Origin of the sequence: Methylobacterium sp. AMS5, assembly GCF_001542815.1 — a bacterium.
Classification (GTDB): domain Bacteria; phylum Pseudomonadota; class Alphaproteobacteria; order Rhizobiales; family Beijerinckiaceae; genus Methylobacterium.
Map to the genome: position 1 here is coordinate 1 of NZ_CP006995.1, position 20451 is coordinate 20451.

At 66.3% G+C, this 20451-nt stretch carries 26 protein-coding genes; 11 read left to right on the forward strand and 15 right to left on the reverse strand.

Annotation, left to right across the window (positions count from 1 at the left end):
- The first annotated feature begins 281 nt into the window (after nucleotides 1–281).
- Both Y590_RS25105 and Y590_RS25110 read left to right on the forward strand, forming a co-directional pair.
- Complete coding sequence (locus Y590_RS25105) at nucleotides 282–563, forward strand: hypothetical protein (protein WP_060772616.1); 282 nt, start codon at nucleotides 282–284, stop codon at nucleotides 561–563.
- A 6-nt stretch (nucleotides 564–569) separates the two neighbouring features.
- Nucleotides 570–1106: a hypothetical protein gene (locus Y590_RS25110; protein ID WP_060772617.1), complete on the forward strand. Its 537-nt coding sequence runs from the start codon at nucleotides 570–572 to the stop codon at nucleotides 1104–1106.
- A gap of 126 nt (nucleotides 1107–1232) precedes the next feature.
- Here Y590_RS25110 and Y590_RS25115 read toward each other — a convergent pair whose 3' ends face one another.
- From Y590_RS25115 to Y590_RS25125, 3 genes are read right to left on the reverse strand one after another with little or no spacing between them, the layout of a single operon-like run.
- Nucleotides 1233–1787 carry a hypothetical protein gene (locus tag Y590_RS25115; RefSeq protein WP_060772618.1) on the reverse strand — a complete coding sequence of 185 codons (555 nt, stop codon included), beginning with the start codon at nucleotides 1785–1787 and terminating at the stop codon, nucleotides 1233–1235.
- Between the two features lie 46 nt (nucleotides 1788–1833).
- The gene (locus tag Y590_RS25120; RefSeq protein WP_060772619.1) at nucleotides 1834–2214 is read right to left on the reverse strand and encodes a hypothetical protein; all 381 of its coding nucleotides are present in this window, start codon (nucleotides 2212–2214) and stop codon (nucleotides 1834–1836) included.
- Entirely contained in the window at nucleotides 2215–2862 is a 648-nt protein-coding gene (locus Y590_RS25125) for a ParA family protein (protein WP_060772620.1), read from the reverse strand. It lies immediately after the preceding gene.
- Nucleotides 2863–3115: 253 nt separating this feature from the next.
- Here Y590_RS25125 and Y590_RS25130 point away from each other — a divergent pair, with 253 nt between their 5' ends.
- Nucleotides 3116–3541: a hypothetical protein gene (locus Y590_RS25130; RefSeq protein ID WP_060772621.1), complete on the forward strand. Its 426-nt coding sequence runs from the start codon at nucleotides 3116–3118 to the stop codon at nucleotides 3539–3541.
- Nucleotides 3542–3675: 134 nt separating this feature from the next.
- On the opposite strand, the gene Y590_RS25135 is transcribed toward Y590_RS25130, so the two are convergent.
- Genes Y590_RS25135 through Y590_RS27630 form a run of 4 tightly spaced genes read right to left on the reverse strand, consistent with a single transcriptional unit; the run spans nucleotide 3676 to nucleotide 9007 of the window.
- The gene (locus Y590_RS25135) at nucleotides 3676–4365 is read right to left on the reverse strand and encodes a hypothetical protein (RefSeq protein WP_060772622.1); all 690 of its coding nucleotides are present in this window, start codon (nucleotides 4363–4365) and stop codon (nucleotides 3676–3678) included.
- Nucleotides 4355–5296, reverse strand: coding sequence for a hypothetical protein (locus Y590_RS25140; RefSeq protein ID WP_286161908.1), 942 nt, complete (start codon nucleotides 5294–5296; stop codon nucleotides 4355–4357). The genes Y590_RS25135 and Y590_RS25140 overlap by 11 nt, the downstream gene beginning before the upstream one ends.
- Nucleotides 5223–8705 (reverse strand): phage tail length tape measure family protein, encoded by a 3483-nt coding sequence (locus Y590_RS25145; RefSeq protein WP_060772623.1) that lies wholly within the window; start codon nucleotides 8703–8705, stop codon nucleotides 5223–5225. The genes Y590_RS25140 and Y590_RS25145 overlap by 74 nt, the downstream gene beginning before the upstream one ends.
- A complete protein-coding gene (locus Y590_RS27630) occupies nucleotides 8702–9007 on the reverse strand; it encodes a helix-turn-helix domain-containing protein (protein WP_060772624.1) in 306 nt (101 codons plus the stop codon). Before Y590_RS27630 ends, Y590_RS25145 begins: the two co-directional genes overlap by 4 nt.
- 201 nt (nucleotides 9008–9208) lie before the next feature.
- On the opposite strand from Y590_RS27630, the gene Y590_RS25155 reads away from it, so the two are divergent.
- From Y590_RS25155 to Y590_RS25170, 5 genes are all read left to right on the forward strand, one after another.
- Nucleotides 9209–9436 carry a hypothetical protein gene (locus Y590_RS25155; RefSeq protein ID WP_060772625.1) on the forward strand — a complete coding sequence of 76 codons (228 nt, stop codon included), beginning with the start codon at nucleotides 9209–9211 and terminating at the stop codon, nucleotides 9434–9436.
- A complete protein-coding gene (locus tag Y590_RS25160) occupies nucleotides 9420–9695 on the forward strand; it encodes a hypothetical protein (RefSeq protein ID WP_060772626.1) in 276 nt (91 codons plus the stop codon). Before Y590_RS25155 ends, Y590_RS25160 begins: the two co-directional genes overlap by 17 nt.
- Before the next feature lie 151 nt (nucleotides 9696–9846).
- Nucleotides 9847–10506 (forward strand): recombinase family protein, encoded by a 660-nt coding sequence (locus tag Y590_RS25165; protein ID WP_083531014.1) that lies wholly within the window; start codon nucleotides 9847–9849, stop codon nucleotides 10504–10506.
- A 28-nt stretch (nucleotides 10507–10534) separates the two neighbouring features.
- Nucleotides 10535–11131: a hypothetical protein gene (locus Y590_RS26760; RefSeq protein ID WP_144440084.1), complete on the forward strand. Its 597-nt coding sequence runs from the start codon at nucleotides 10535–10537 to the stop codon at nucleotides 11129–11131.
- A gap of 1120 nt (nucleotides 11132–12251) precedes the next feature.
- Entirely contained in the window at nucleotides 12252–12686 is a 435-nt protein-coding gene (locus Y590_RS25170; RefSeq protein WP_060772628.1) for a type II toxin-antitoxin system PemK/MazF family toxin, read from the forward strand.
- Between the two features lie 344 nt (nucleotides 12687–13030).
- Here Y590_RS25170 and Y590_RS25175 read toward each other — a convergent pair whose 3' ends face one another.
- The 4 genes from Y590_RS25175 to Y590_RS25195 all read right to left on the reverse strand — a co-directional run bounded on the left by Y590_RS25175 (nucleotide 13031) and on the right by Y590_RS25195 (nucleotide 15280).
- The gene (locus tag Y590_RS25175) at nucleotides 13031–13378 is read right to left on the reverse strand and encodes an HNH endonuclease (protein WP_060772629.1); all 348 of its coding nucleotides are present in this window, start codon (nucleotides 13376–13378) and stop codon (nucleotides 13031–13033) included.
- An 846-nt stretch (nucleotides 13379–14224) separates the two neighbouring features.
- Nucleotides 14225–14404, reverse strand: coding sequence for a hypothetical protein (locus Y590_RS25185; RefSeq protein ID WP_144440085.1), 180 nt, complete (start codon nucleotides 14402–14404; stop codon nucleotides 14225–14227).
- A gap of 198 nt (nucleotides 14405–14602) precedes the next feature.
- Nucleotides 14603–14995: a hypothetical protein gene (locus Y590_RS25190; RefSeq protein WP_060772632.1), complete on the reverse strand. Its 393-nt coding sequence runs from the start codon at nucleotides 14993–14995 to the stop codon at nucleotides 14603–14605.
- A 69-nt stretch (nucleotides 14996–15064) separates the two neighbouring features.
- The gene (locus Y590_RS25195) at nucleotides 15065–15280 is read right to left on the reverse strand and encodes a YlcI/YnfO family protein (RefSeq protein WP_144440086.1); all 216 of its coding nucleotides are present in this window, start codon (nucleotides 15278–15280) and stop codon (nucleotides 15065–15067) included.
- A gap of 82 nt (nucleotides 15281–15362) precedes the next feature.
- Between Y590_RS25195 and Y590_RS25200 the strand changes: the two genes are divergently transcribed.
- From Y590_RS25200 to Y590_RS25210, 3 genes are all read left to right on the forward strand, one after another.
- Complete coding sequence (locus tag Y590_RS25200; RefSeq protein WP_060772634.1) at nucleotides 15363–15665, forward strand: hypothetical protein; 303 nt, start codon at nucleotides 15363–15365, stop codon at nucleotides 15663–15665.
- Between the two features lie 127 nt (nucleotides 15666–15792).
- Nucleotides 15793–16296: a hypothetical protein gene (locus Y590_RS25205; protein ID WP_060772635.1), complete on the forward strand. Its 504-nt coding sequence runs from the start codon at nucleotides 15793–15795 to the stop codon at nucleotides 16294–16296.
- A gap of 360 nt (nucleotides 16297–16656) precedes the next feature.
- Complete coding sequence (locus tag Y590_RS25210) at nucleotides 16657–17055, forward strand: hypothetical protein (RefSeq protein ID WP_144440087.1); 399 nt, start codon at nucleotides 16657–16659, stop codon at nucleotides 17053–17055.
- Between the two features lie 196 nt (nucleotides 17056–17251).
- Here the strand turns inward: Y590_RS25210 and Y590_RS25215 are convergent, their stop codons facing one another.
- From Y590_RS25215 to Y590_RS25230, 4 genes are all read right to left on the reverse strand, one after another.
- Nucleotides 17252–18562, reverse strand: coding sequence for an AlbA family DNA-binding domain-containing protein (locus tag Y590_RS25215; protein WP_083531015.1), 1311 nt, complete (start codon nucleotides 18560–18562; stop codon nucleotides 17252–17254).
- Between the two features lie 35 nt (nucleotides 18563–18597).
- Nucleotides 18598–19089 carry a hypothetical protein gene (locus tag Y590_RS25220; protein WP_060772638.1) on the reverse strand — a complete coding sequence of 164 codons (492 nt, stop codon included), beginning with the start codon at nucleotides 19087–19089 and terminating at the stop codon, nucleotides 18598–18600.
- 186 nt (nucleotides 19090–19275) lie between these two features.
- Entirely contained in the window at nucleotides 19276–19521 is a 246-nt protein-coding gene (locus tag Y590_RS25225) for a hypothetical protein (RefSeq protein ID WP_060772639.1), read from the reverse strand.
- 88 nt (nucleotides 19522–19609) lie between these two features.
- Nucleotides 19610–20395 carry a helix-turn-helix domain-containing protein gene (locus tag Y590_RS25230; protein WP_060772640.1) on the reverse strand — a complete coding sequence of 262 codons (786 nt, stop codon included), beginning with the start codon at nucleotides 20393–20395 and terminating at the stop codon, nucleotides 19610–19612.
- Nucleotides 20396–20451 lie beyond the last annotated feature (56 nt).

The window sequence follows — 20451 nt, forward strand, 5'->3', positions numbered from 1 at the left end:
TTCCGGGTTCTGGGCAAAGCCTCATCATCGCGAGAAGCGGTGTTCTCGCTTGACGCCTCAGGGCGTCTCGTGGCTTGTGGGGGATGGAAACGGGCTCCCACGAGCCATCTCGATTTCGACGGGCTCACCCTTGCCGGGGTGGGCCCGTTGGCTTTTCAGGGTTCGACTTGCGGCGGCGTGTATCTCCTGAAGGTCGGCACCCGACTCGCTCGGAGGCGAGCGGGGCCGGACATGGCATGTCGGCCGGGGCGAACCGTTAAGTCAACGTTGAGGTATGCAGCATGAGCGAGCGTGTCTCCGATGCTTCGGTCTGGATCGACGCGAACGGCGCCAACGATGCCGAGACGGTCGAACTCATCCAGTCCGCGTTGATCGCGCCGGGCGACTGGGGCTCGTTCGTGGTTCGCCGCGAGGGGACCGGTATGGCGATCGTCGGGCCCGTCAGCACACTTGTCTTGGCCGACGAGGCGGACGTGCTGGCGTTCCAGCTTGAGCTAGAGGAGCGCGTCGACGACGAGGCAGCCATCGGCCGTCCGGCGGCGACGAAGAGGCAGCCCCGCTGATAGCCCATGCCCGCGATGACAGCCCGCGAGTTCGTGGACGAGATCGCGGTTCCGACCGTCTTAGAATTTCAGGCGGACCCGTCCCAACGCCGCGGCTATCTCGCATGCCTCGCGGCCTACCACGTGGGCGACTACCTTAAGCCGGCAGGCGCTTGGAGCCCCAAGGCCGTGCACAGGGCGATGGAACAGGAGATAGGCGCACCCTTCCTCGCATTGCAGCGAATGGCCAACGCGGTGAAGCATCGTGAGAGGGAGGAAGGCGGCACGATCCTGATGCAGTCCGGTTCGGACACGGCGCGGCCATCGACAGGCTTCCATGCGGGAAACCTCGGCGAAAGCATGAACCCAGGCGACGGCCGCCCTGGCAACCCGATCCGCTTCGACGACTATGGTGGGCGCTACGTCGAAGACGGCGGCCGGTTCTTCGACATGCTCGACCTGTGTGTGATCGCGCTACAGGGCTACGCGAGGCTCTATTCGAACGAGCTGTCCGGCTCGGCCATCGACAGCCTTCACTACAGCCCGTCGAAATACCCGCGCTGACGCCCACCGGCGCGGCCTCGCCGCCCGAGTTGCGCCGCTTCGGCGACTTGCCTCACGGTCAGGGGACTTTCACATTGCACCGATCAAGAAAACATCTTGCGGCTATCATGCGCACTGCATGTGGCTTTATCGCTTCCAGTTCTTTAGGCCTCGCTGGGCTGTCTGCCACAGCCTCCCGGCCCGGCGGCGGACGTGAACGCCCACCAGTTCGATCCAACCATATTGCCGGACGTAGCGATGAACGAGGCGGCCGAGTTCGTCTTGCGCCTCCCGCCACTCCCGCTCCGCATCCATTAGGGTGATGTGCTTGGCGCCAAGCTCGTGCGGGTTGGCGTAGTTCGAGACGCGCGCAAGGCTCTTGTACTCCATCAACGCAACGTCATGGGTCAACATCGCCTTGTCGATCCGTTCCAGGCTCGCTGACACGTCGATAGGAAACAGCGCTCGCATCGGGCGCTCGAGCCGCCAGATTTCTCGCCGCTCCTTGTCGTCAGCGTCGAACGGGCGCGACGGATCGAAGTCCGACGCTTTGAGGCGTCGAGCGTTGAAGGCGTCGTTCAGGGCCTCCCACGTCTCGAACCTCTTGGCGAAAAGATCGAATCGGAGTTTTCGGTAGGCCACCCATGCCTGTGTGGCAGTGAAGGCCAAAGCCACCAGAGCGATCCACGCCGCCGCTTCCATCCGGCACCTTCAAGCATCCATCTTGCGTCTATCAAGCGACCAGATTTCAGCCTTTCTCGAAGGCGGCCACGGCCATCTCCAGGGCTTCAGCGATCGTGATCCGCCGGTGATACGCGATCCTGCGCAGCGCCTCGTGCGCCTCAGGCTTGATGCGGGTCGCAAAGGGCTCGCGGAAGGTCCGACGGAGCGTCCGGCCATCGACCTTCCCTGGGTCGAAAGCCGGTGGCTCTGGCGCGGCCTGCACGGACGGAGCCGCCGGCGGCGGAGCCGCGGGAGCCGCGGGAGCCGGCGGAGATGGTGCAGGTGCCTCAGGGGCAGGCGTCGGCTCCGGAGCGGCTTCCTGCGCTTCCTCGGCATCCTGGGCCGCCATCATGCGGGCGACGGCCTCAGCGTCCATGCCGGCGCGGTTGCGGGGCTTCGAAGCCATTTATATGTTCTCCAGGCGGGTGCGCACCGCCTCAGCGAGCGCCGTGAATTCCTGACCGGATGGGGATTCAGTGGGTACGGCTTCGCCCCCGGATAGGCTGTCCGCAACGACAGCGCGGAGCGTGATCGGCGGGGCAACCGGTTCGGTGAGACCAGCGAGCGTCCCAACCACGTCACGGCCCGAGCCGGTGCGCCGATCAACGCGGGATGGCACCACGAGGATATCCGGCCGGCCGCGCCCGCCAGCCTTCCGGTGACGGCGCACGATCCCGACCGTTTCAGCCGCGCCGCGGATATCGAGCATCGAGGCGCCGACCGGGATCAGCGCGAGGTCGACGATCGCCACCACCGCACCAAAGGCCGCGCCGAGAGCACCAGGCGCATCGATCACAACGTAATCGGCCTCAGTGGATCGAACACCTTTCGTCCAAGCCGCCACCGCGGACGCCTCCACCTCCTCCAAGAGGTGCGTCGTGACAGGGAAGGGGAGCGCCCCGAGTTCCCCAACGGCCGACGCGTGCCCGGCTGGATCCGCATCAAGGACCGCAACCCTGGCGCCGCTGCGAGCGAGCACCGCCGCGAGGTTGAGCGCGATCGTCGTCTTGCCGACGCCGCCCTTCGTCGATGCGAGGCCGATCAGCTTCGCCATGTCTCAAGCTCCTCGCCTGAAAGCGTCCAGATGGTCGCAAGACGGTTTCTTGCTTGCCGCGAGCACGCGCCATGATGGTGCGAATCGTCGCTTTCTGTGAGGAGCCTTCGCAAGGCGACGCTCGAACCGCCAGCGCCGTGATCGGCAGCACGCCGGAATTTCCGGATATCTCCGGCCAGCGTGGCGAGCCCGCAACGGCTGCCGCGAGGCGGAGCGGCTACGGTGAGGACATCCGAGAGGAATTCCGCCCGCCATGCCGATCCGGCGCGAGCACCGCTTTTTCTACCCCGTCGACTGGCCGCAGCTCTCCGAGGTGATCCGCTTCGAGCGCGCTAAGGGCCGGTGCGAGGCCTGCGGTCGGCCGCATGGTCGCCTCGTCTATCACCTCGGAGACGGACGGTGGTGGGACGCAGAGGCCAGTATCTGGCGCGACGGACGAGGCCGGAAGGTCCGCCTCGCCAGCACGGTGGACGTGTTCAGTCTCGCGCGCACGACGAGGGTTTTCCTGGCCACCGCCCATCGGAACCACGACACGGCCGACAACGCCGCGGCCAACCTCGCTGCGTGGTGCCAGCGATGCCACATGATCCATGATCGGCCCGAGCATCAGCGCCGGCGGTGGTTCACGCTGTTCCGGCGGAAAGCACTCGGCGACCTATTCCGCGGCCCTTACGGGTGAGGCCAGCGAACTCCCCGGAAACCCCGGATAGTTCGTCACCACCTCAACCCGTTGACGCCATTCGTCTACGGGCTTCTCCGCAGCGGCTTCAGCACCACCCCTCCCCGCCGAGGGGGGGGGGAGGGGCTTGGTCGTCAGGGCCGCGGCTGGCTCGGCAGCGCGCCAAAATCCTCAGGACGGAGCCGACGCGGGGCGGATGGTCTCTGTGCGGCGCCAGGCACCAGGACATGAGAAGGGCGGGCCGGTGCCTGGCGCTCCTCCTCCTCGAGCCGGTCGATGAAGGGCCGAACAACCGAATCCGTCCCCCGGAAGAAGGCGATGCGGAACGCCTCGACGAACGCGGCAGATAGCCCCTGAGCGCGTCCCGCCTCCTCACCGGCGGCAATGGCCATTTCGACGGCCTCCGGGAGAACGTGCACGAGATCGGGTTCAGCCCCGATCCGCTGGAGGAAATCTAGCGCCATAGCCTGGCCGGCTTCGAAGGCGCCCGCCCGTGCCGCCTCCAGGGCGGTGAAGAGTGCCGCCGTCGCCACCGCATGCGCTTCCTCGACGCCGCCCGCCCATGCACCGACCTGGGCCCGTGTGGCACCACTCCGGCGCATCTCCCGCTCACCCTCACGGCGGGCCTTCCGGAGGCTGTCAGCGAGCCGCGCCGGATCCGCACCGAGCTTCCCGGCGGCGATGTCCGGCGCCTGCTCCCGAGCGATCCGCAGCCCCATCAGGGCCCACCCGGAATTGGCCGGACTGATGCCCTGCGCATCGCAGATCCGGGCCAGGGCGTCGGCTTCTTCGGCCGTCACGGTGAGGTGGGTTTCAGGCTGCATGAGCACGCCCCTTCTTTGCCTGCGCGGCGGCGGCGCGGCGCTGCTGTCGAGAAAGGCCACCGGTGGACTCGGCTGCGGTCGCCTCGATCACGGCGAGCCGGGCCCGGTCGAGCGCGAACGTCTCGGGATCGATCGCGCCGTTCTTCAAGGCGCGCATGAACCGCTCGAAGGTCCAGGCCGGCCCGAGGTCCATCGGCATGATCTTCGGCCACTTCGCATCATCGAATGGCGCTGGCTGGATCGGCTCTCCCACCGTGTCGTCGGGCCACCCGTGAATCATGCCCTGCCGCGCGCCGTCGCGGTCCACCACCGTGAGCACGACCGCGCCGCCGACGAGATGCCGACCGGCGATGTTCGAGCCGTAAGCGGCGTCGCCTCTGCCCCGGCGCATCGCTTCCATCAGCGGAATGCCGTGACGGATCGGGTCGAAGGTCTCCGCGTCGAAATCAACACGGGGCTCGGCACCCTGTCGATGCAGCCGCCACAGCTCCGTCGCGCCCATCGCGTGATAGAAGCAGCCGTCCTCAGCGTCATGACCGCGCCACACGTAGGCGGTCTCATCGGTGTGGCACTCGATCGGCGAGCACAGCACGAATGCTCGCGGCCGGTCGGCGAGCTCGCTCCAGCCGATGACGTGGATTTCGATCACCGTCTGACCGCCGCCCGCCAATGCGGTAGCCGCACGGTGCCAGCGCTCGATTTCCGGGGCGCTACGAGCGACGAACTCGTCGAAGGAACCGTAGCGCTCGGCCAGATCCAAGGCGACGTTGATGCCGGCGCGGTCGCCCCGGCCGGAGATCGCACCATCCCAGCTATCGACCGGAAAGGCTTTCGGCTCGAACGCGACGATCGTCCCGTCAGGCTGGTACAGGCTCAGATCCGTCAGCATCGTCACACGCTGCGAACTCTCGAACACGACGATGCCGCTCATTCTCGATGTCCTTCTTCCTCGCTGGACGGCAGCCCAGACTTCCACCGATGAGGCCGGCACCGGCGCCGACGACGGCACCGATCGGCCCGAAAGTCGCGGCGCCCGCCAGCGCGCCGCCGACCGCGCCCATGAGCGGGCTCTGGCTCTGGTAGCCGATGGATGCGCCGACGCCCGCCGACATCAGGCCGGACCCGAGCTTGGACGAGGCGAACCCGCCTGTGGCCTTCCCGTCGCTGCCCTGGGCGGGTTTCAGCCACGCGCTGAATGCGTCGAAGATGCCGCCCTGCGAGCCCTCATTCACGGCTTTCTTGATGCCGTCCGTGCCGAACAGCTTCCCGATCGCGTCGAGGGGGTTCGCTCCGCCGGCAAAGCCTGCCTGACCGCCCAGTAGCGGCGCGATCAGGTTCTGCTCCAGCATGCGCGTGCCGATGCGGGAGAACCCGCGGGCGAAGCTGTCGAAGAACCCGGCCATGCCCTTGTTGCCGGCCTTGAACAGGTCGTCGAAGATGCCGGAGACGGCCGACGAGATATCCTGAGCGAGGCGCTCGTATTCCGATTTCGCGGCGTCCATGTCCGCGCGCAGCTTCACCTTGTCGAGATAAGCGGTGCTCTCCGGTGCGGTGGCGCTGATGCCCTGCCGCTTGAGATCCTGCTCGGCCTGCAGGACCGCCATAGCAACCTGCCGCTGGCGGGTCGTGGCACCGAGGAGTTCCGCCTCCTTTTGGAGCAAGGCAATTCGCCGGTCCTCGTCCTCCGACAGGGAGAGAACCCGTGTCCGGTCCTCCGCGCTCAACTGCCTCTGCTGCGCGGCGGCGAGCTCGTCGTAACGGCGGGCCAGTTCTGTCTTCGTCTCGCCGGCAGCGGCGTCCCGCTCGCGTCCTAGGGCGCGCAGCTCGATTTCGTTCTGAACCTGCCGGGTGGCCTGCGCCGAAACCATCGTGCCAGCGGCGACACGCGCATTCACCGCCTCTTGGGCGCTCGCCTGATCGTCCAGGGTGCGCTTGCGCTGCGCCGCCTGCTGGTTGACCTGAGAGAGCTGTGCCTGGAGCTGCTCCTTGATCTTGGTCTCGCGCTCGTCCGCGCGGAACACGCCGGCACGGATCTGCTCGTCGACCTTCCGGCTGGCGGTCAGGTACTCGACCGACTTGCCGGTCTGGGCCGTGGCGCGGGCGACCTCGTTGGCCGTCCTCGTCGATTCGTCCATCGAGCGGCTGCTCGCGTCCGACGCGGCCCGCTGCTCGGCGAGGCTGCGGTTGTAGGCGCTGGCCGCGCGCGCCGACCTTTCCTGTCCGGTGGTGACGGTGCCGAAGGCCTCCGCCAGTGCCTGCTGCCGGGCAGCCTCCGCCTTCTGCTCGGGCGTGACTGCTTGCAGCCCCTGAAGGCCCGCCCGCAGCATCTCGTTCGCCTTGGCGCGCTCCATGTTGGCGGCACCGCCGGCCACCTGGTAATCCCGCTCGGCGGCCGAGAGGGCGGCAACCGCCTTGCGGGCCGCTTCGATCCGCTCCGAACTCCCGCCGCCGTTCTCCAGGCCGTTCAGCTCGGCGTTCGCCTTGGCGAGGTTCTCGCGCACCTGGGCCAGGGACGCCATCTCGGGCACGGCGGCGTTCACCGCCGCTTTGTCGAGCGCCCTGATGTTGTTCCGCGTCGCCTCGGAGGTGCTGCGGACGGCCTCGCCCGTCTTCTCGATCTCGCCCCTCAGGCGCGCAGCCCGCTCGCGCAGCGCATTGTACTGCTGATCTGCGGCCGGGTCGGTGTTCGTCGCCCTGGCGATGGCCTCGCGGTTCTTAATCTGCGCTTCGGTGATCGTCAGCATCTCGGCGCTGGACCGCTCCGCGCCCGAGGTCGCACGGCCGACGGCATCCCACACGCCGCTGAACCCGGATTTGAGGGCGTTGAGCGTGCGATCGAAGGCGGTGAGTTGCCCGCCGACCTTCTCGTAAGCCTGCCCGAAGCGCTCCACGACGACCCGTTGAGCGTCCGCTTCGCGTCCGGCATCGAGCAACGCGCGAACTTGCGCATCGAGGGCCGCGTCGAAATTCCCGGCCTGCTTGGCCAGAGCCTCGTATCCGCCCGAGCCGAGGTTTCCGAGGTTCGCCGTCAGGAAGTCGGCGGGCCCCCCGTTGTCCTGCTTCGTCGCCTTGGCAAAGTTGGCCGCGGCGACCGTCGCCTGCAGGAACACGTCACCGTAGACTTTGCCCGACTTGAGGAAAGCCGCCTCGATCTCGCGCGCCGCCGCGACGGAGATCTTGGCCGCATCCGCAGCCTGCCGTGCGATCAAGTCGACCTGCTCGGCCGAGAGGCCGGCCGCCTGCCCGATGCCGAGCAGCGCAAGGCGAACATCGCGCTGCGCGTTGGCGTAGGACATCGCCGCAGCAGCGGCCGCCACGGCGCCGGCCGCCATCAGCCCGAACACGCCGACCAGCGGACTGATGGCCAAGAGCCGGTCGCGGATGGCCATGAGCGAGCCGGCAACCCCGCCGTTGCCGGTCTGGAGGATCTGGTAGACCTGACCGCCCTGCGTCGCGAGCACCTGGAATGCTGACGACCCGCTGGCGAGCATCGTCACCGCGTCGTTCACCTGAAACGACAGGTTCTGCCACTCGTGAGCCTGAAGGCCGACGGATCGCGTCACGGTATCGTTGGCAGCGGTGGTGCTCCGGATCGCGGCGACCTGCCCGGCGAACGCGTTCTTGGTCCGCGCCAGTGCCGCGACGCGCTCGGCCTCAGAGATCGCGCCAACCCTGGCCGCCTGAGCGATTTCGGCAAGCTGCGCCCGATAGGCCTGTTGCGCAGCCGCAAGGGGAACGAACTTCGCCCGCACCCTGTCCATCTCGGCGCCGTAGGCCGCGACGTCCGCCCCGCGCCCATCGGTGCCGAATTCGACCCGCACCCCTGTCGCGCCCTCGATCCTCGTCCGGACCTGCGACGCCTGAGCGGTCGTCAGTCGGCGCGTCGCGGCGGCAGCCCGGTCCGCGGCAGCAGCGGCCTCATCATGACGTTGCCGGTAGAGGCCGACGACCCGAGCGGCTTCGTCCGTCGTTGCCGCCCCACGGCGCACCGCCGCATCCGCCGCGCGCGTGGCTCGTTCCCACGCCTGCTCCGTCCGCACGACAGGATCGATCGCAGCGGCAAGGCGTGTGAAGGTCGAGGCCCGTTCAGCCACGAGGCGGGTGCTGGCAACGGTGCCCTGGACCTGCCGGTCGATAGCCGCCTGTAGCCGAAGCTCGCTTCCGGTGGCGCGGTCCCGGGCTGCGCCCGCCTTCGCCATCGCAGCTTGAACCCGGTCCTCGGCATCGGCCGCACGATCCGATGCCGCGCCTGCCTGCGTCGCAGCGGTCGCGTACCGGCTGAACCCCTGCTCAGCGCCCCGAGAGTCGACGACGAGTTCAACGATGCGGCGCTCGGTCATTGCGCCGCTCCGTGCGCGAAGGACGGCGAGCAGCTGGGGCCTGCCGCAATGGCAATGGCTGCCACCCGGAGCAGGGCGGCTTGTTGCTCGGCGAGGGCTGAGGCAACGGCCGCGAGGCGCCCATACTCTTCGACCGGCATCTTGGTCATGTGGCGGTGGAGAGAGGATCGCGGGACGCCGAACCGATCGGCCACCTCCTGCAAGGTGCCGCCCGCGATGCGCGCTAACTCGATCTCCGCCCGTCGCGGGTGGTGCTCGATGAGGTTCGGCCGGCCGGGCTTCGTGCGAGGCGCTGGGGGCATGCGGGTGCTCCGTCGGTGTGACCGGTACGGGGCCCGCGCACCCCATAGTGGGGCGCCTTCGGCATGTGCGGCGCTGGGTCAGGCCAGCGGCGACCGGGAGAACATAAGGGGAAAACGCATCCCGACTATGTTGAGAAAAATTGTGCATTGTTCCATAATATTTAAATTATTTTTGGAACGTGCGTAGCGGGAGACGGGCGGATGAGGCGTTTCAACGAGATCACTGCCGGTTTTCTGCGGATGCAGCCGGCCGGCGACCGCGGCCCCACCGTGCGGTTCCACGTTCAGCGCCTTCGCGCAGCACTCGCCGAAGCGGACCACGATGGCCCGGAAGCCATCCGCCTCCGCCGCGCTCTCGGGCGCCTCGCCAAGGCGGCGGCGGGCGTGGGCATCGTGATCGAGGGGCCGACCGATGCCCGCGCCGCTTGATCAGCACGTCGCCACCGTCCGCCGGACAACCCGCGAGGACGTGCGGATCAGCCTCCGCGAGACACGCGGCACCGTCGGCGTCGAACTGCGGGTGGCCACGAACCACGGTCGGGGCCCGATGAAGGAGACCCCCAAGGGACTGCGCCTGCCGCCAGAGCGGTTGCCGGAGATGATCGCCGCACTGGAGGACGCCCAGCGCCTTGCGGTCTCGCTCGGTCTGCTTCCCAGCTCAGCGAAGAGCAGGCCCAGCGAGGAATGACACGCGTGCATGGCGGCGGGCGTTCCAATTGACCTTGGCCTTGTGGAACGTTCCACGCGATTTCCGCGGCCGTTCCAAAAAAATCTGAATTGCATTTTGGAACGGGAATGCGCTGATGTCTGTGACTTCAATGGAACGGACGCGCCTCCCTGTGCTGATCGGCTATGCCCGCACGTCGACCCTAGAACAGGCTGCTGGCTTCGAGGCGCAGGCCCGAGACCTGAGAGCACAGGGATGCGAGCGGCTGTTCGAGGAGCGGGTCTCCGCAGTCGCCCCGCGGCCGCAGCTCGAAGCGGCCCTGGCGTTCGCTCGCGAAGGCGACACGCTGGTGGTGACCAAGCTCGACCGCCTTGCCAGATCCGTGACGCACATGGGGGCGATTATCGCGGCCTTGGAGACCAAGGGCGTGGCCCTGCGTATCCTGAACCTCGGCGTGGACACCTCGACCCCCACCGGCAAGCTCATGCTCAACGTGCTCGGCGGTGTGGCGCAGTTCGAGCGCGAGATGATGCTGGAGCGCCAGCGCGAAGGGATCGCTGCGGCCAAGGACGCCGGCAAATACAAGGGCCGGAAGCCGACGGCGCGCGCGAGGTCGGAGGAGATCAAGGCACTCGCCGCGGAGGGCTTGAGCATGGGCGCCATCGCGACGAAGCTCGGGATCGGTAAGGGATCCGTCCACCGCGCCCTCAGCACCGGCAAGGCGGCGCCGGCCGCGGAGGCGCAGGCCGTTGCCACTCCGCCGACCAGGCCAGCACCGAGGCCCCGTATCCGCACGCAGGCCCCGGCAGAGCATTCATCGCGCCCTAGGTGAGGCTTGGCGTTCCGCGACACTCTTACGGATGAGTGAGGCGATGGGCCAAGCCAAATGCAAAACCCCAAAGTACATGCACCTCTTCTGCGAAGACTGCGGCGTCACGATCGCAGAAAGGCATACGGTACAGCGGTGGAGCACAAGCGACGATATCGCACTCATAAAGCTTTATCCCGACTTCAAGGCAATGCCCGCTGCGGTTTCAAAGGAACTGCTAGTTTGTATTGAGCGATGCTATAAGCTGCGCCTACACCACCCAAGGAAACAATGGAGCGATAGAGAAAATCAGGTTCTTAGGAAGGTGTTTAAGCATTACTCGAAGGAGGAAATTCTCTGCCTTCTTCCAGGGAGAGCTTGGCACTCAATTGCCATGCAGGCGTCTAAGCTGGGGGTTCATCGTGTTCGCAAGAGACGAGGATTTAGCAAGACCGGCATAAAACTTTTTGACGATATATTCGCCCGTGCGCAGGATCTGAACTTCTCCCTCAGGGATCTTGATGAAGAAGGTGGCGTGAGAGGTTATTTCACCGATCTTGCGCCATCACCTTTCGTTCGAATTGATGCGATCGAAAAGGTGATCGAGGCGCTGGGCGGTGAACTTCAGATCCGTTGGGATGATGCTTAGTTCGCCGAGCACAGGCCGATGCCGTCGAGATCGAGGCGCTAGCGAAGCGCCGGCTGGCCGATAAGTACGATGCGGCGAAAGGCGACGACCTTGTCGCGGGGTCTGGGCGGCCGAAAAACGTTCCAGACGGGAACGGTATTGCTAAGGCTACCGTCGCCGACCTTGGCCTGATCCGCAAAGCCATCCACGAGGCGCGCCAGATCCGCGACGCCGAGAAAGCTGAGTTAAATCAGGTTTTGGAGCGTCCCAGCAATTTGCTTGACCCGTCGGGCAAAACCCGCGATTTGTTCACCGTGCCGCGCTCTGCGGGTGAAACTCACCGCGACCGGCACATCCCCTAAAACCTGAACCGGCGCAGCCTGCATCCGCGGGCCGAACACACGCGTCTGCTGCTGCACACCACCGAGGCCCGCGCCTAGCGTTGGCCCTTCCTATTCGGATAGGACGGCCGCGCGCCGCCTGCCGATCGCGACCGACCCGCCCTCATCCCGAGGCGCGGGTTTTTTCATGCCTGGAGCCTTCCCGTGACCATCGACCCTTCAACCCTCTTCGACAGCTTCGCCTATGGATTTGCCAAGACTGTAGGCTCAGCAGTCGCCACCGAACTCCTTCGGGTGCTGCCGAACCGGCTTCCATCCGTCAGTCAGGTCACAGCCGCCTGCGCGCGTTTCTCTCGGGTCCTCGACCCACGCCGCAAGCCGCCTGCGTCCCTTGCTCTGGACGGTCGCCGCAAGCCGCCGGCCACGTGCCGGCGGGGAAAGGGCCGCCGGAAGCCGCCTCGCCGCTGAGGTCGCCTTCGTCACCCTCCGGCGACAGCATCACGCCGCACCTGTCGCTCGGCGCTCGTCAAGCCCGCCAGAACCCGCTTTCCGGAAGGAGGCGGGTTCATTCTTTGCGGGATCCCGACGACACACGGCGATACCGAAACGCCCTTTCTCATCCCCCCTCGAGCGAGCCTGATGATCCGTGGCTGCAGACCGCAACCACCCCCATTGCGCACCGCCTCGACGAAAAATTATCGGAATTGCTCCGCCCCGGAGGACATCGTGAAACCCAATGATCCCGAGCACCTGAGTGCCTTCGCCAACCCGACCAAATTTGAGGATCAGGCCTGAATTCGATGGCGATCACCTTCACGCCGCGTCGGGGCGCGATCCTGATGTGCGACTTTGGGCCGGACCCGCTCGACCCTGCGACCTTCCCGCTCCGTGTGCCGCCGGTCTCGGCTGCGCCTGAAGTCTGGAAGCGCCGCCGCGTCATCGTCATCTCGGACGATCGGCTGAATCACAAGCACGGTACCGGCCCTGGCCTATGCACCGTGGTGCCCTGCAGTGCGACACCACCCAGAACTCCCGGTCCATGGGACGTGCCGTTTCAGGCCCGCTCCTATCGGTCCTTCACTCGCGATGTGTGGGCCAATTGTGCCGCCCTGCACCACGTCTCGCACGCCCGCCTCGATCGCGTCATCGCGGGGCAGGGCTATCGCGGGGATTTTTTGGCGGTGACAGATATGGAGCGCCTCGAGAATGGAATTCGATCGGCCCTCGGGATGTAATTGTTTTTTTGTGGGCCGTGGCCCATATTCCGGGTGTCCCCGAAAGGGGCTTTGGGAGCTGGCATCCGTCAGGCCGACGAATTCGCCAGCTTCAGAACAGGCCCTGCCGGAGCGATCCGGTGGGGCCTTTCCTTTTCCGGCTGCGCCTACCTCAGACCGCGCCGAATTGCCCGCCGGGCAATTTCCGCGGGCCAATTTCCGAAATTCGAAATCCTGGAATTAAATGCCCCCGGCGTTGGCATTTCCGGCGGCCTGAAATTCTGAGGCGCGGAAAAATTTTATGCGAATAGCACCTATAACGATGGGCCCCCTTCGATCCCCTACACATTTGACCCGGGTATCCCCTACCCCTCGGCGGCGTCGAAGGCTTCGCCAGCGCGCTCAGTTCGGACGGCCGCCGTCTTCGCCGCGTGGCAGGCACCACACCTCACCCTGAGGTTTCGAGGATCATGAGGAGCGCCGCCATCGCGTAGCTCTCGGATGTGATCGACGAACACCCGCCCGGGCGTCCCCCCACAGTCCTCGCACCGCCGGCCACGTTCGAGGATGACCGCCTCTCGGGTCCGCTGCCACGCGCTGCTGCTGTAAAATTGCTGATGCGGCTCGGCCCTCGCCCGCGCGGCGTAGCCGGTTTTGGTCGGCTTGATCGTCCTGTAGTCGCCGGTCTTCAGCCTGTTCTTGTGGACCCGCATCGCCGTCTCCTATTTCGAATTATGGGAGTCCCTTGCCGGCCTGCCGCTGCAGCAGACGCTTCAGATTTGCCGCTGCGGTCGCACCGAGTCCGTCAATTCCGGATGCCCTAGTCGCATTCGTCAGCTGTTGCCGGGAAATGCCCACCAGTCTCGCGAATTCATCGTGGCGCAGATCCATCCCGCGCACGGCATCGCGGACCGCCAACCTCATTTTCGGTGGCATCGGACCTCCGCTCCAGGTCTCGCGCTCCATCATCTCCAGGGCCCGCTTCGCGTGCACGCCCGGACCGTCTAGGAGGTCGCTTTGGATTTCGAGTTCTCCGATCGGAAGCGTCAGCGGAACGGCACGGCCAGCCACAACGCGCCTGGTCCTGGCCCCGTGCGAATGCACGTCAGCGCCGACGCCCTGGCTCGCACCGCCGGTTCTCGCTGGACCCGTCTCGGGTATGGGTTGTGAGGAGGCGTGAGCCACTTTCGTCATTCGTATAGGAGGGGTACCCCCTATTGGTGACGAAACCGGCTCACGGCTCACCGGCGGATGCGTCAGGAGGCCGGCTGCCAAGCGCCGTTTATAGGTCGCTAGCGATATCCCGAGTTGCCGCGCGACAGCCGCTTTCGATGCGGTTCGCGGCGTTGCCCCCTTCGATTTCCGTTTCTCGGCCTGATGGGCTGCGTTGGCCCGTTTCCGGTCGCGTGCTCTCTGAGCCTTGGTTCGGTCAGCTGCCCCGATCCGGCGAATTCCAAGAGCCCGTCTGCGGTCAGACGTCAGTCCGATCGCCTTTCCGTATTGGTCAGCGGAAAGGAACCGTAATTCCCCGGCCCGACCTTCATCGATAATTCGGTCGATCACGTCGGCCGGTAATTCCGGAAATAGGCGTGCGCACAGACGGTGCGTTGCTCGGTGGAAATCGTCCGACCCGAAGCCGCCTCGGAGGGCAGCGAGGTGCGGCAGCATTGGGCGGAGATGTAGATCCGCGTCGTCGGTGGTGCACGCCCCTCCGCATAGGTCGAGAATGAAGCGCTCATGCTCATCCAGCCGCTGGCAATTCCGATCGTAGGCCTGGCCTGGGCCTCGATAACCGGCCGACAACTTGGCCCGCTGCGGCTGCTGCTGCGTGGCTGCCTCGACGGCGGCGAGCCTTTCGGCAGCTGCCTTCATGCGAGCACGGACATCGTCCTCGAAGAAATCTCGGATACCCCGGAGGGGCGGAAGCTTCGGCTTGCTCACGCCGCGGCCCTCACCTCGGGGAACGGCAACTCGAACTGCACGCACTCGGCCCTGAGCGCCGTCCGACGGCGAGGGGGCTTCGGTCGGCGGTGGGCAGCGATGGCGGCGTGCTGGCGGGTGACGATAACTTCACAGGCCGCCAGCGCTATGCGCTCGATCGCCGCCGGATCGGTGAGGCCGCGGCGATATCGGAGGTGCCAGACCACATCCTCCGCATAGACCCTGGCGCCCAGGCGGCGTCGCTCCGCCATCACGGTGGTGGCCGTGCTCTCGGCGATGGCCTGATCGAGGATAGGCGGCGAGGTGATGAACGCGAGCTCGCGCCGCGAGTGAACGAGCCGCAGACGCGGCCGGCGGGGCGGAACGCTGTACTGCGGCTTGGGCCTCACGGTGCTCCCTCCTGTCGCTGCCGCGGGCCAGGAGCGGCCGCAGCCAGATCCTCGTCGTTCTACTCTGTCCTAGCTTTCTGCTGCGGCGCTGGAGGCCTTCCGCTCGCGCCTCTTCAACTCGCGCTCAACCGCTTCACGGATGAAGTCGGAGCGCTTCTCCTTCGGCACCAGCACAGCATCGATCCGCGAGAGAGTGCCCTCCGCGAAACGTGCCGGTGTCTGTTCATGGTTGATCTGTGTGCGGCCCACGCGGGGCGTGGTGCCTGATATCACCAAATCCGTCAATTCAGCCTCCAAGGTGATATCACCTATTGCCACTCAAAGTGATATCATCTAAATAGGAGATATCAGGTTCAGAGGCAAGTCGATGACCGCCCGCCGCTCCCTCTCATGGTCGAACGCCCTTCGCGACATGCGGAACGATCGCGTGCAGGTGCCAACGGGCTTCCTCGGAGCCCGCGGCCGCATCGAGGCCGCCGTGCGGTTCGGCAAGGTCGCGCTCGTGAAGGCTGATGGCTCCTTCGACCGGGCCGGCATCATGTCGGCCGCTGCCACCGCCGCGAAGGCCCATCAGCTCTCCTACGGCTCGACCTGGGCCGTCGCGATGTCCGTGTCGCTCAAGGCGGCCTGGCAGCACGCCCGCGCCCTCCGCGCCCGCACCGCGAACTAGAACACCCGATCCGGGTCCGCCCGGAAGCGGGCGGCGGCCATCAGTGCGCTGTCACCCTCCCGCGCCGCGCCGCCGCCTGCCCCTTCCATCCTGCCCCTGCCCCACGAGCCCGCAAGGAGCGCGACCGATGACGCATGCCCTGATCCTGCCCACGCTCGCCGCCGACGACGACCGCGTGCCCTTCCACGCCGATCCGGTCCTAGCGGCCATCGACCGCCACAACGAGGCGCTGGCGGTGTTCGCCGCAGCGCCTCTGGGTAGGGCGAGGGCCCGCGCCCGTGACGAGCTGCACGAGGCCCTGGCGGCCCTGCTCGCAACGCCCTGCACGACCCGCACCGGCATGCTCAGCCTGATCCGGCATTTCCGACGGTGGGAGACTGAGGAGACCAGCCCCGATGCCTGCGGGCCCGAGTTCGGCATCGCCATGGCTCGCGCGGCGGACCTGTCCGTCTGCCTTGGTGTGCCGCCGATCCAGCACCTTCCAGTCGTTCTGCCCTCCGGCCGGCTGATCGCGCCTGCGCGACCCGCCGCCTGCATCGGACGAGCACTTATCCGCGGGGCCGAAGCTCTCGCGGCCCTCGTCATCATCGCCGGGGGCGCCGGCCTCATCGGCATCGCCACGCTGCTCTGATCGCGGAGACCCCCATGTCGAAGAACTCCCCCACCGAGCCGCGCCCCGCGTTTATCGTCCATCGGCTCGGCGCACAGGGGCAGCCCAAGACCCCGCGTCGTCGGGCGATGAAGCTCCATCGGTCGGAGGCCTCCGCCATCGCCGAGGCTGAGCGTCTCGCCTCGTTCTGTGGCTTCGCTTGCGGGGTTTTCCAGCAAATCCACGTCGCTCACCCGCCGGCGGCACCTGAACAGCCGGCCGCAGCGCCTCCACCGAGCCCGGTCCCCGTCGCGGAACCACCCGCTCCACCGAAGCCAGCCCGTGCCGTGACCGTCGAGACGCGCCGCCACCGCCGCTCCGCGCTGAAGAAGGATGCCTGACGTGGGCCGCCTCATCCGATTCCCGACCCGCCTCACCACACCCTGTCCGCGACCGGCCACGGCCGCGAGCGTTCCCCCGCTGGTAATCACCGAGGATGCCCCCGGAACGGCGGCTGAGGAATTCGCCGCGGGCTTCAACGAGGGGACCGCCCTCGCACGCTACAACCTCGCCCAGACGGAGTTGCTCGCATTGGCGGCGGCGGATGGCCCGACCGCGTTCCTCCGCCAGCTCAAGCTCTGTGCGTTCGTGCAGGAGAACCGCGCCGCAGCCAGCGCGCCGCTCGGCACATTTTCGGCTTTCATGTACGGGCGGCTCGGTGGTGGCGTTGGAGGCGCATACGCACGCGGGCATCGGGCAGCGATCCTGATGGCGGCAGGGTTCGCGGGAGGCCTGCACTGACCTGAGACGGGGCGGGCCCTGTGCCTACTTGGTCCCTCTCGCATCAAGGGACTTCCGCTATCGTCGAGCTCGGCTTCCCCAGCATGTAAACCGCGCTCATACCGTGCGCCGTCCCGAATGGGCGCACTTATGGGGAAATTCTCGATTTTCCCGGATCGGCCTGAAGGCGAGGCCTACGTCTGCGCGCCACTCGACATCACGACCTAGACATTTCAGCCAACCACTCGGCCATCGGGAAATTGATCCGGGATCCAATTGGAAGGCCGAGGCCGTGCCAAATTCCCCGCTCGATCTCCCCGTACACGGCTTGGAAGTCGTCGATATTACCAAGTGAGAAGGGCCCGATTCGGATCGCGCCGTCGGGGATCTGCGTGCCGTCATCGAATGCACGAACATCGCTGTGGACGGCGGTAGCCGTGCCAGGGTTGATGAACTCGCATTCGACGACGAGTTCGACCTCTGGGCGTCTCGCAGCGCGGCGCAGCTGCTCCCCCAAAACAAGAGCCTGTAGCGCGACTGGGGGAAAAAGGACGGGAGCGAAAACATCACTCCGGCCGCGGTAGGTATCGAGAGTCATAAGGCCGTAGGCATCCACAATGCCCTGATCGCCTACAAACCAGCGCGCGAAGTGGCGGCTGCTGTGGTCGACGCTTTCAACGCCATTCACTCTGTGCGCCCAACCATAATGGAAGGAGCCGCTGCCGAAGGCGGAGGTGGAGAAAGAGCCTCCGAGCGTCGGGCGGATGATGGGTGCCGTCCTGACAACCTCATCAGCGCGCAATTGCAGGTTCTCGACCGCGACAAGAGTGCATCGGAAATACAACGCGCTACGTCCGAGAAATGGTTGCTCACCTCGCTCGAGCATGATGCCGTGTGGCCCCTTTTCCACCATGCTGGTAAGGGCGCGGCGCCGATCTTCGAGCAGGGCGTTGATCCGCTCTCCCCGGGTACGGGTCTCGAAGAGTGTGCTCTGCAAGTCGCGCATCGTCATGGGCTCCGAGCGCGATCCGCGCCGCATGTAGGCCAGAGGTGGCCGACCGTGACCGTGCGGTGCACGCGTTGAGGGGCCAGTGCGGATCACGAGGACGCCGCTTCCGTCCGCGTCGGGTTTCGCGATCCCGCGCACCTCAAGCACGGGGAGCGGCGGATCTATGATGCTGTCGAGTGACTTCTGCAGCCGCTCGGCGCACTCAGCGATCCGAGGGATGAGGAGCGGCTCCGGTCCGACGGCACGCTTGGGCTCTTCGTCGCTCTCGTCGACACCGATCACCACGGCGCCGCCATAGGCATTCGCGAGTGCCACCACCTCCTTCGCCAAGCCGTCCCGGGCGCGGTCGCCGAGCTTTCTGCTACCCTGCATCCATGGGTCGCCCTGGCGGTCGTTGGCCGGCAGCTCGCGCTTCAGCTCAAAGCGCGGCCCCTCCTCCGCTTCCTCCTGGATCAGCCCCTCGACATCCTCGAACGTCAGGTCAGCTATCGGCGCCTCCAGGATCCTCCGCAGTGTCATCAGCAACGTCTCCAAGGTGCAGCGCTGACCGGTCCTCAGGCAGCTTTCTGATCGGCCTGCTGAGCTCGGTGAGCGGTTCGTAGCAGGCTGTCCATCCGCCGGATCGCGTGGGCCTCAGCGATAGTTGGCGTGCCACCATGCTGGATCCGCTGGAGGATCAGCACCTGGTGAGGCATCAGGCATTTCCCCCCGTAGCGCTTCGGGATGCTCTGGTTCAGCTTCATGAGGTCGAACGCCACGCGTTTCCAGGGCGTCAGATATCTGCGCTCACAGTAGATCCCCAGCGCCTCAGCCGCACTTTCCGGCCTTGGTCGCGCCCATGCGGCGGTTGGATCGTCGGGCGTCATCGAGGCTGGCGCCGCCCGCCCAGGAACAAGCGCAAGAGCACCAGCGAGGTCGTGCAGGTCTAGTTTCTCGGCTTCGAGGGTGCGGACCAAGGCACGAGCCGCATTCACGACTTCTCCGTCCGCGTCACTTCCCAGCATGAGCAGGAACTTCGTGAGACGGTCAGCCAGCTCAGGCTTCATCGATCACACTCGCATTTTGATCGGACCGCCCTCTGACTACGGTCCTAGCCAATATCCTTCCTGATAAACTCCCAAGCGCAAGCCGTTGCTCCTGATAGTCTACAATTTTCCGTGGGTAAGGGCTCGATTTTTGATCAATTTCTGACCGTAGAACGAAATCCCGCCCGCGCAGTGATAGTCAGCATTCTAATCTGCATCTGGCATTTCGGCTTCGTCAGTCGGCGCCTCATCGGTCGCCATGTAAATTGCGATGTTCGCCTTGGTCGCCGCAGCACCCAGCGTCGCCCATAGATGGAAGCTGGTGTAGCCCGCGCCTGGCTCCACACGCACCTCCAGGCTCAAGATGCTCGCGACTCGGCGCAGGGCTGCAATGCGCTCGCGCTGATCTGGCCCATCCTCGATGACGTATCGGGACCAATGCCATCCGCTCATGGTCAACTGCCCTGCTCGCTTTGAGCAGCGTCGACCGCGTCCGTCCTAACGAACATCCGCTTGCGTCCGCCGCATAGCTTTGTTGGTTCTACCGGGCTGCACGATTCCGTTCGATTCTCTTTCGGTCAGGTCGCCCGCTGCCCCTCGGCAGCTTTTGTGACGGGTCCACTGGCTTCGAATTCCACAGGGATAGAACTTCAGTAGGCGTGGGCTTTGCGCTTTTGCACCCTCCCCCCTCGGACACCAGGGCCGGCGCCTCTTCCTTCCGCTTGCGAGTGAGCCGTAGCCAACTCGTCCACTCGGCCGAGATGATGCGGACGATGTTGGTGTCGGATCGCCAGCCCGTGATGCGTCGCTCCTCGACGGTCACGAGGCCGAGCCGCGCCGCCACGCGGATGGCGTTGCGCACGGTGGTTTCCGACACGCCCGTGATCGCCGCGAGCCCGCCGACGGATAGACGGCAGTCCTTCCTGCGCACGCTCTCAGCCGCCACGAGGGAGAGCACCGCCTGTTCCGCCAACGTGAACCGAGAGGCGAGGGCCGGCGGTAGCCGCCCGGAGGCTGCCCACCGGCGGCGGCGCTCCATGGATGCATCGGTGCGAGGCCGGGAGCCTACTGTGCCCGTCCTGCGGCTTCCTGCGCGATCCTGCGGCGCGGCCGGACTGGCGGGTCCGGTGAGAGCGTCGCCACAGCGAGCATTTTCGCCCCGCGGCGGGGCGGAAACCTGCCGCAGCTCGATCAGGCCGGCGAGCGCTTCGGCCTCGGCCTCCGTCACCTGCCCCTGATCGAACGCGCGCCAGAGCTGCGCCGTGATGGCGGGCAGGGTGATTCGCGGCGCCCTCTCGATGGCGGCCCGCAGATGGTCGGCAAACATCGTCGTTCGGCCCCTGGTAGGGCCGCAACAAGTCGTTCGGAGCCGCCACGAGGGCG

Coding starts and splice junctions, on each gene's coding strand:
- Y590_RS25105 (WP_060772616.1), top strand. CDS start 282: ATGAGCGAGCGTGTCTCCGATGCTTCGGTCTGGATCGACGCGAACGGC.
- Y590_RS25110 (WP_060772617.1), top strand. CDS start 570: ATGCCCGCGATGACAGCCCGCGAGTTCGTGGACGAGATCGCGGTTCCG.
- Y590_RS25115 (WP_060772618.1), bottom strand. CDS start 1,787: ATGGAAGCGGCGGCGTGGATCGCTCTGGTGGCTTTGGCCTTCACTGCC.
- Y590_RS25120 (WP_060772619.1), bottom strand. CDS start 2,214: ATGGCTTCGAAGCCCCGCAACCGCGCCGGCATGGACGCTGAGGCCGTC.
- Y590_RS25125 (WP_060772620.1), bottom strand. CDS start 2,862: ATGGCGAAGCTGATCGGCCTCGCATCGACGAAGGGCGGCGTCGGCAAG.
- Y590_RS25130 (WP_060772621.1), top strand. CDS start 3,116: ATGCCGATCCGGCGCGAGCACCGCTTTTTCTACCCCGTCGACTGGCCG.
- Y590_RS25135 (WP_060772622.1), bottom strand. CDS start 4,365: ATGCAGCCTGAAACCCACCTCACCGTGACGGCCGAAGAAGCCGACGCC.
- Y590_RS25140 (WP_286161908.1), bottom strand. CDS start 5,296: ATGAGCGGCATCGTCGTGTTCGAGAGTTCGCAGCGTGTGACGATGCTG.
- Y590_RS25145 (WP_060772623.1), bottom strand. CDS start 8,705: ATGACCGAGCGCCGCATCGTTGAACTCGTCGTCGACTCTCGGGGCGCT.
- Y590_RS27630 (WP_060772624.1), bottom strand. CDS start 9,007: ATGCCCCCAGCGCCTCGCACGAAGCCCGGCCGGCCGAACCTCATCGAG.
- Y590_RS25155 (WP_060772625.1), top strand. CDS start 9,209: ATGAGGCGTTTCAACGAGATCACTGCCGGTTTTCTGCGGATGCAGCCG.
- Y590_RS25160 (WP_060772626.1), top strand. CDS start 9,420: ATGCCCGCGCCGCTTGATCAGCACGTCGCCACCGTCCGCCGGACAACC.
- Y590_RS26760 (WP_144440084.1), top strand. CDS start 10,535: ATGAGTGAGGCGATGGGCCAAGCCAAATGCAAAACCCCAAAGTACATG.
- Y590_RS25170 (WP_060772628.1), top strand. CDS start 12,252: ATGGCGATCACCTTCACGCCGCGTCGGGGCGCGATCCTGATGTGCGAC.
- Y590_RS25175 (WP_060772629.1), bottom strand. CDS start 13,378: ATGCGGGTCCACAAGAACAGGCTGAAGACCGGCGACTACAGGACGATC.
- Y590_RS25185 (WP_144440085.1), bottom strand. CDS start 14,404: ATGAGCGCTTCATTCTCGACCTATGCGGAGGGGCGTGCACCACCGACG.
- Y590_RS25200 (WP_060772634.1), top strand. CDS start 15,363: ATGACCGCCCGCCGCTCCCTCTCATGGTCGAACGCCCTTCGCGACATG.
- Y590_RS25205 (WP_060772635.1), top strand. CDS start 15,793: ATGACGCATGCCCTGATCCTGCCCACGCTCGCCGCCGACGACGACCGC.
- Y590_RS25215 (WP_083531015.1), bottom strand. CDS start 18,562: ATGACACTGCGGAGGATCCTGGAGGCGCCGATAGCTGACCTGACGTTC.
- Y590_RS25220 (WP_060772638.1), bottom strand. CDS start 19,089: ATGAAGCCTGAGCTGGCTGACCGTCTCACGAAGTTCCTGCTCATGCTG.
- Y590_RS25225 (WP_060772639.1), bottom strand. CDS start 19,521: ATGAGCGGATGGCATTGGTCCCGATACGTCATCGAGGATGGGCCAGAT.
- Y590_RS25230 (WP_060772640.1), bottom strand. CDS start 20,395: ATGTTTGCCGACCATCTGCGGGCCGCCATCGAGAGGGCGCCGCGAATC.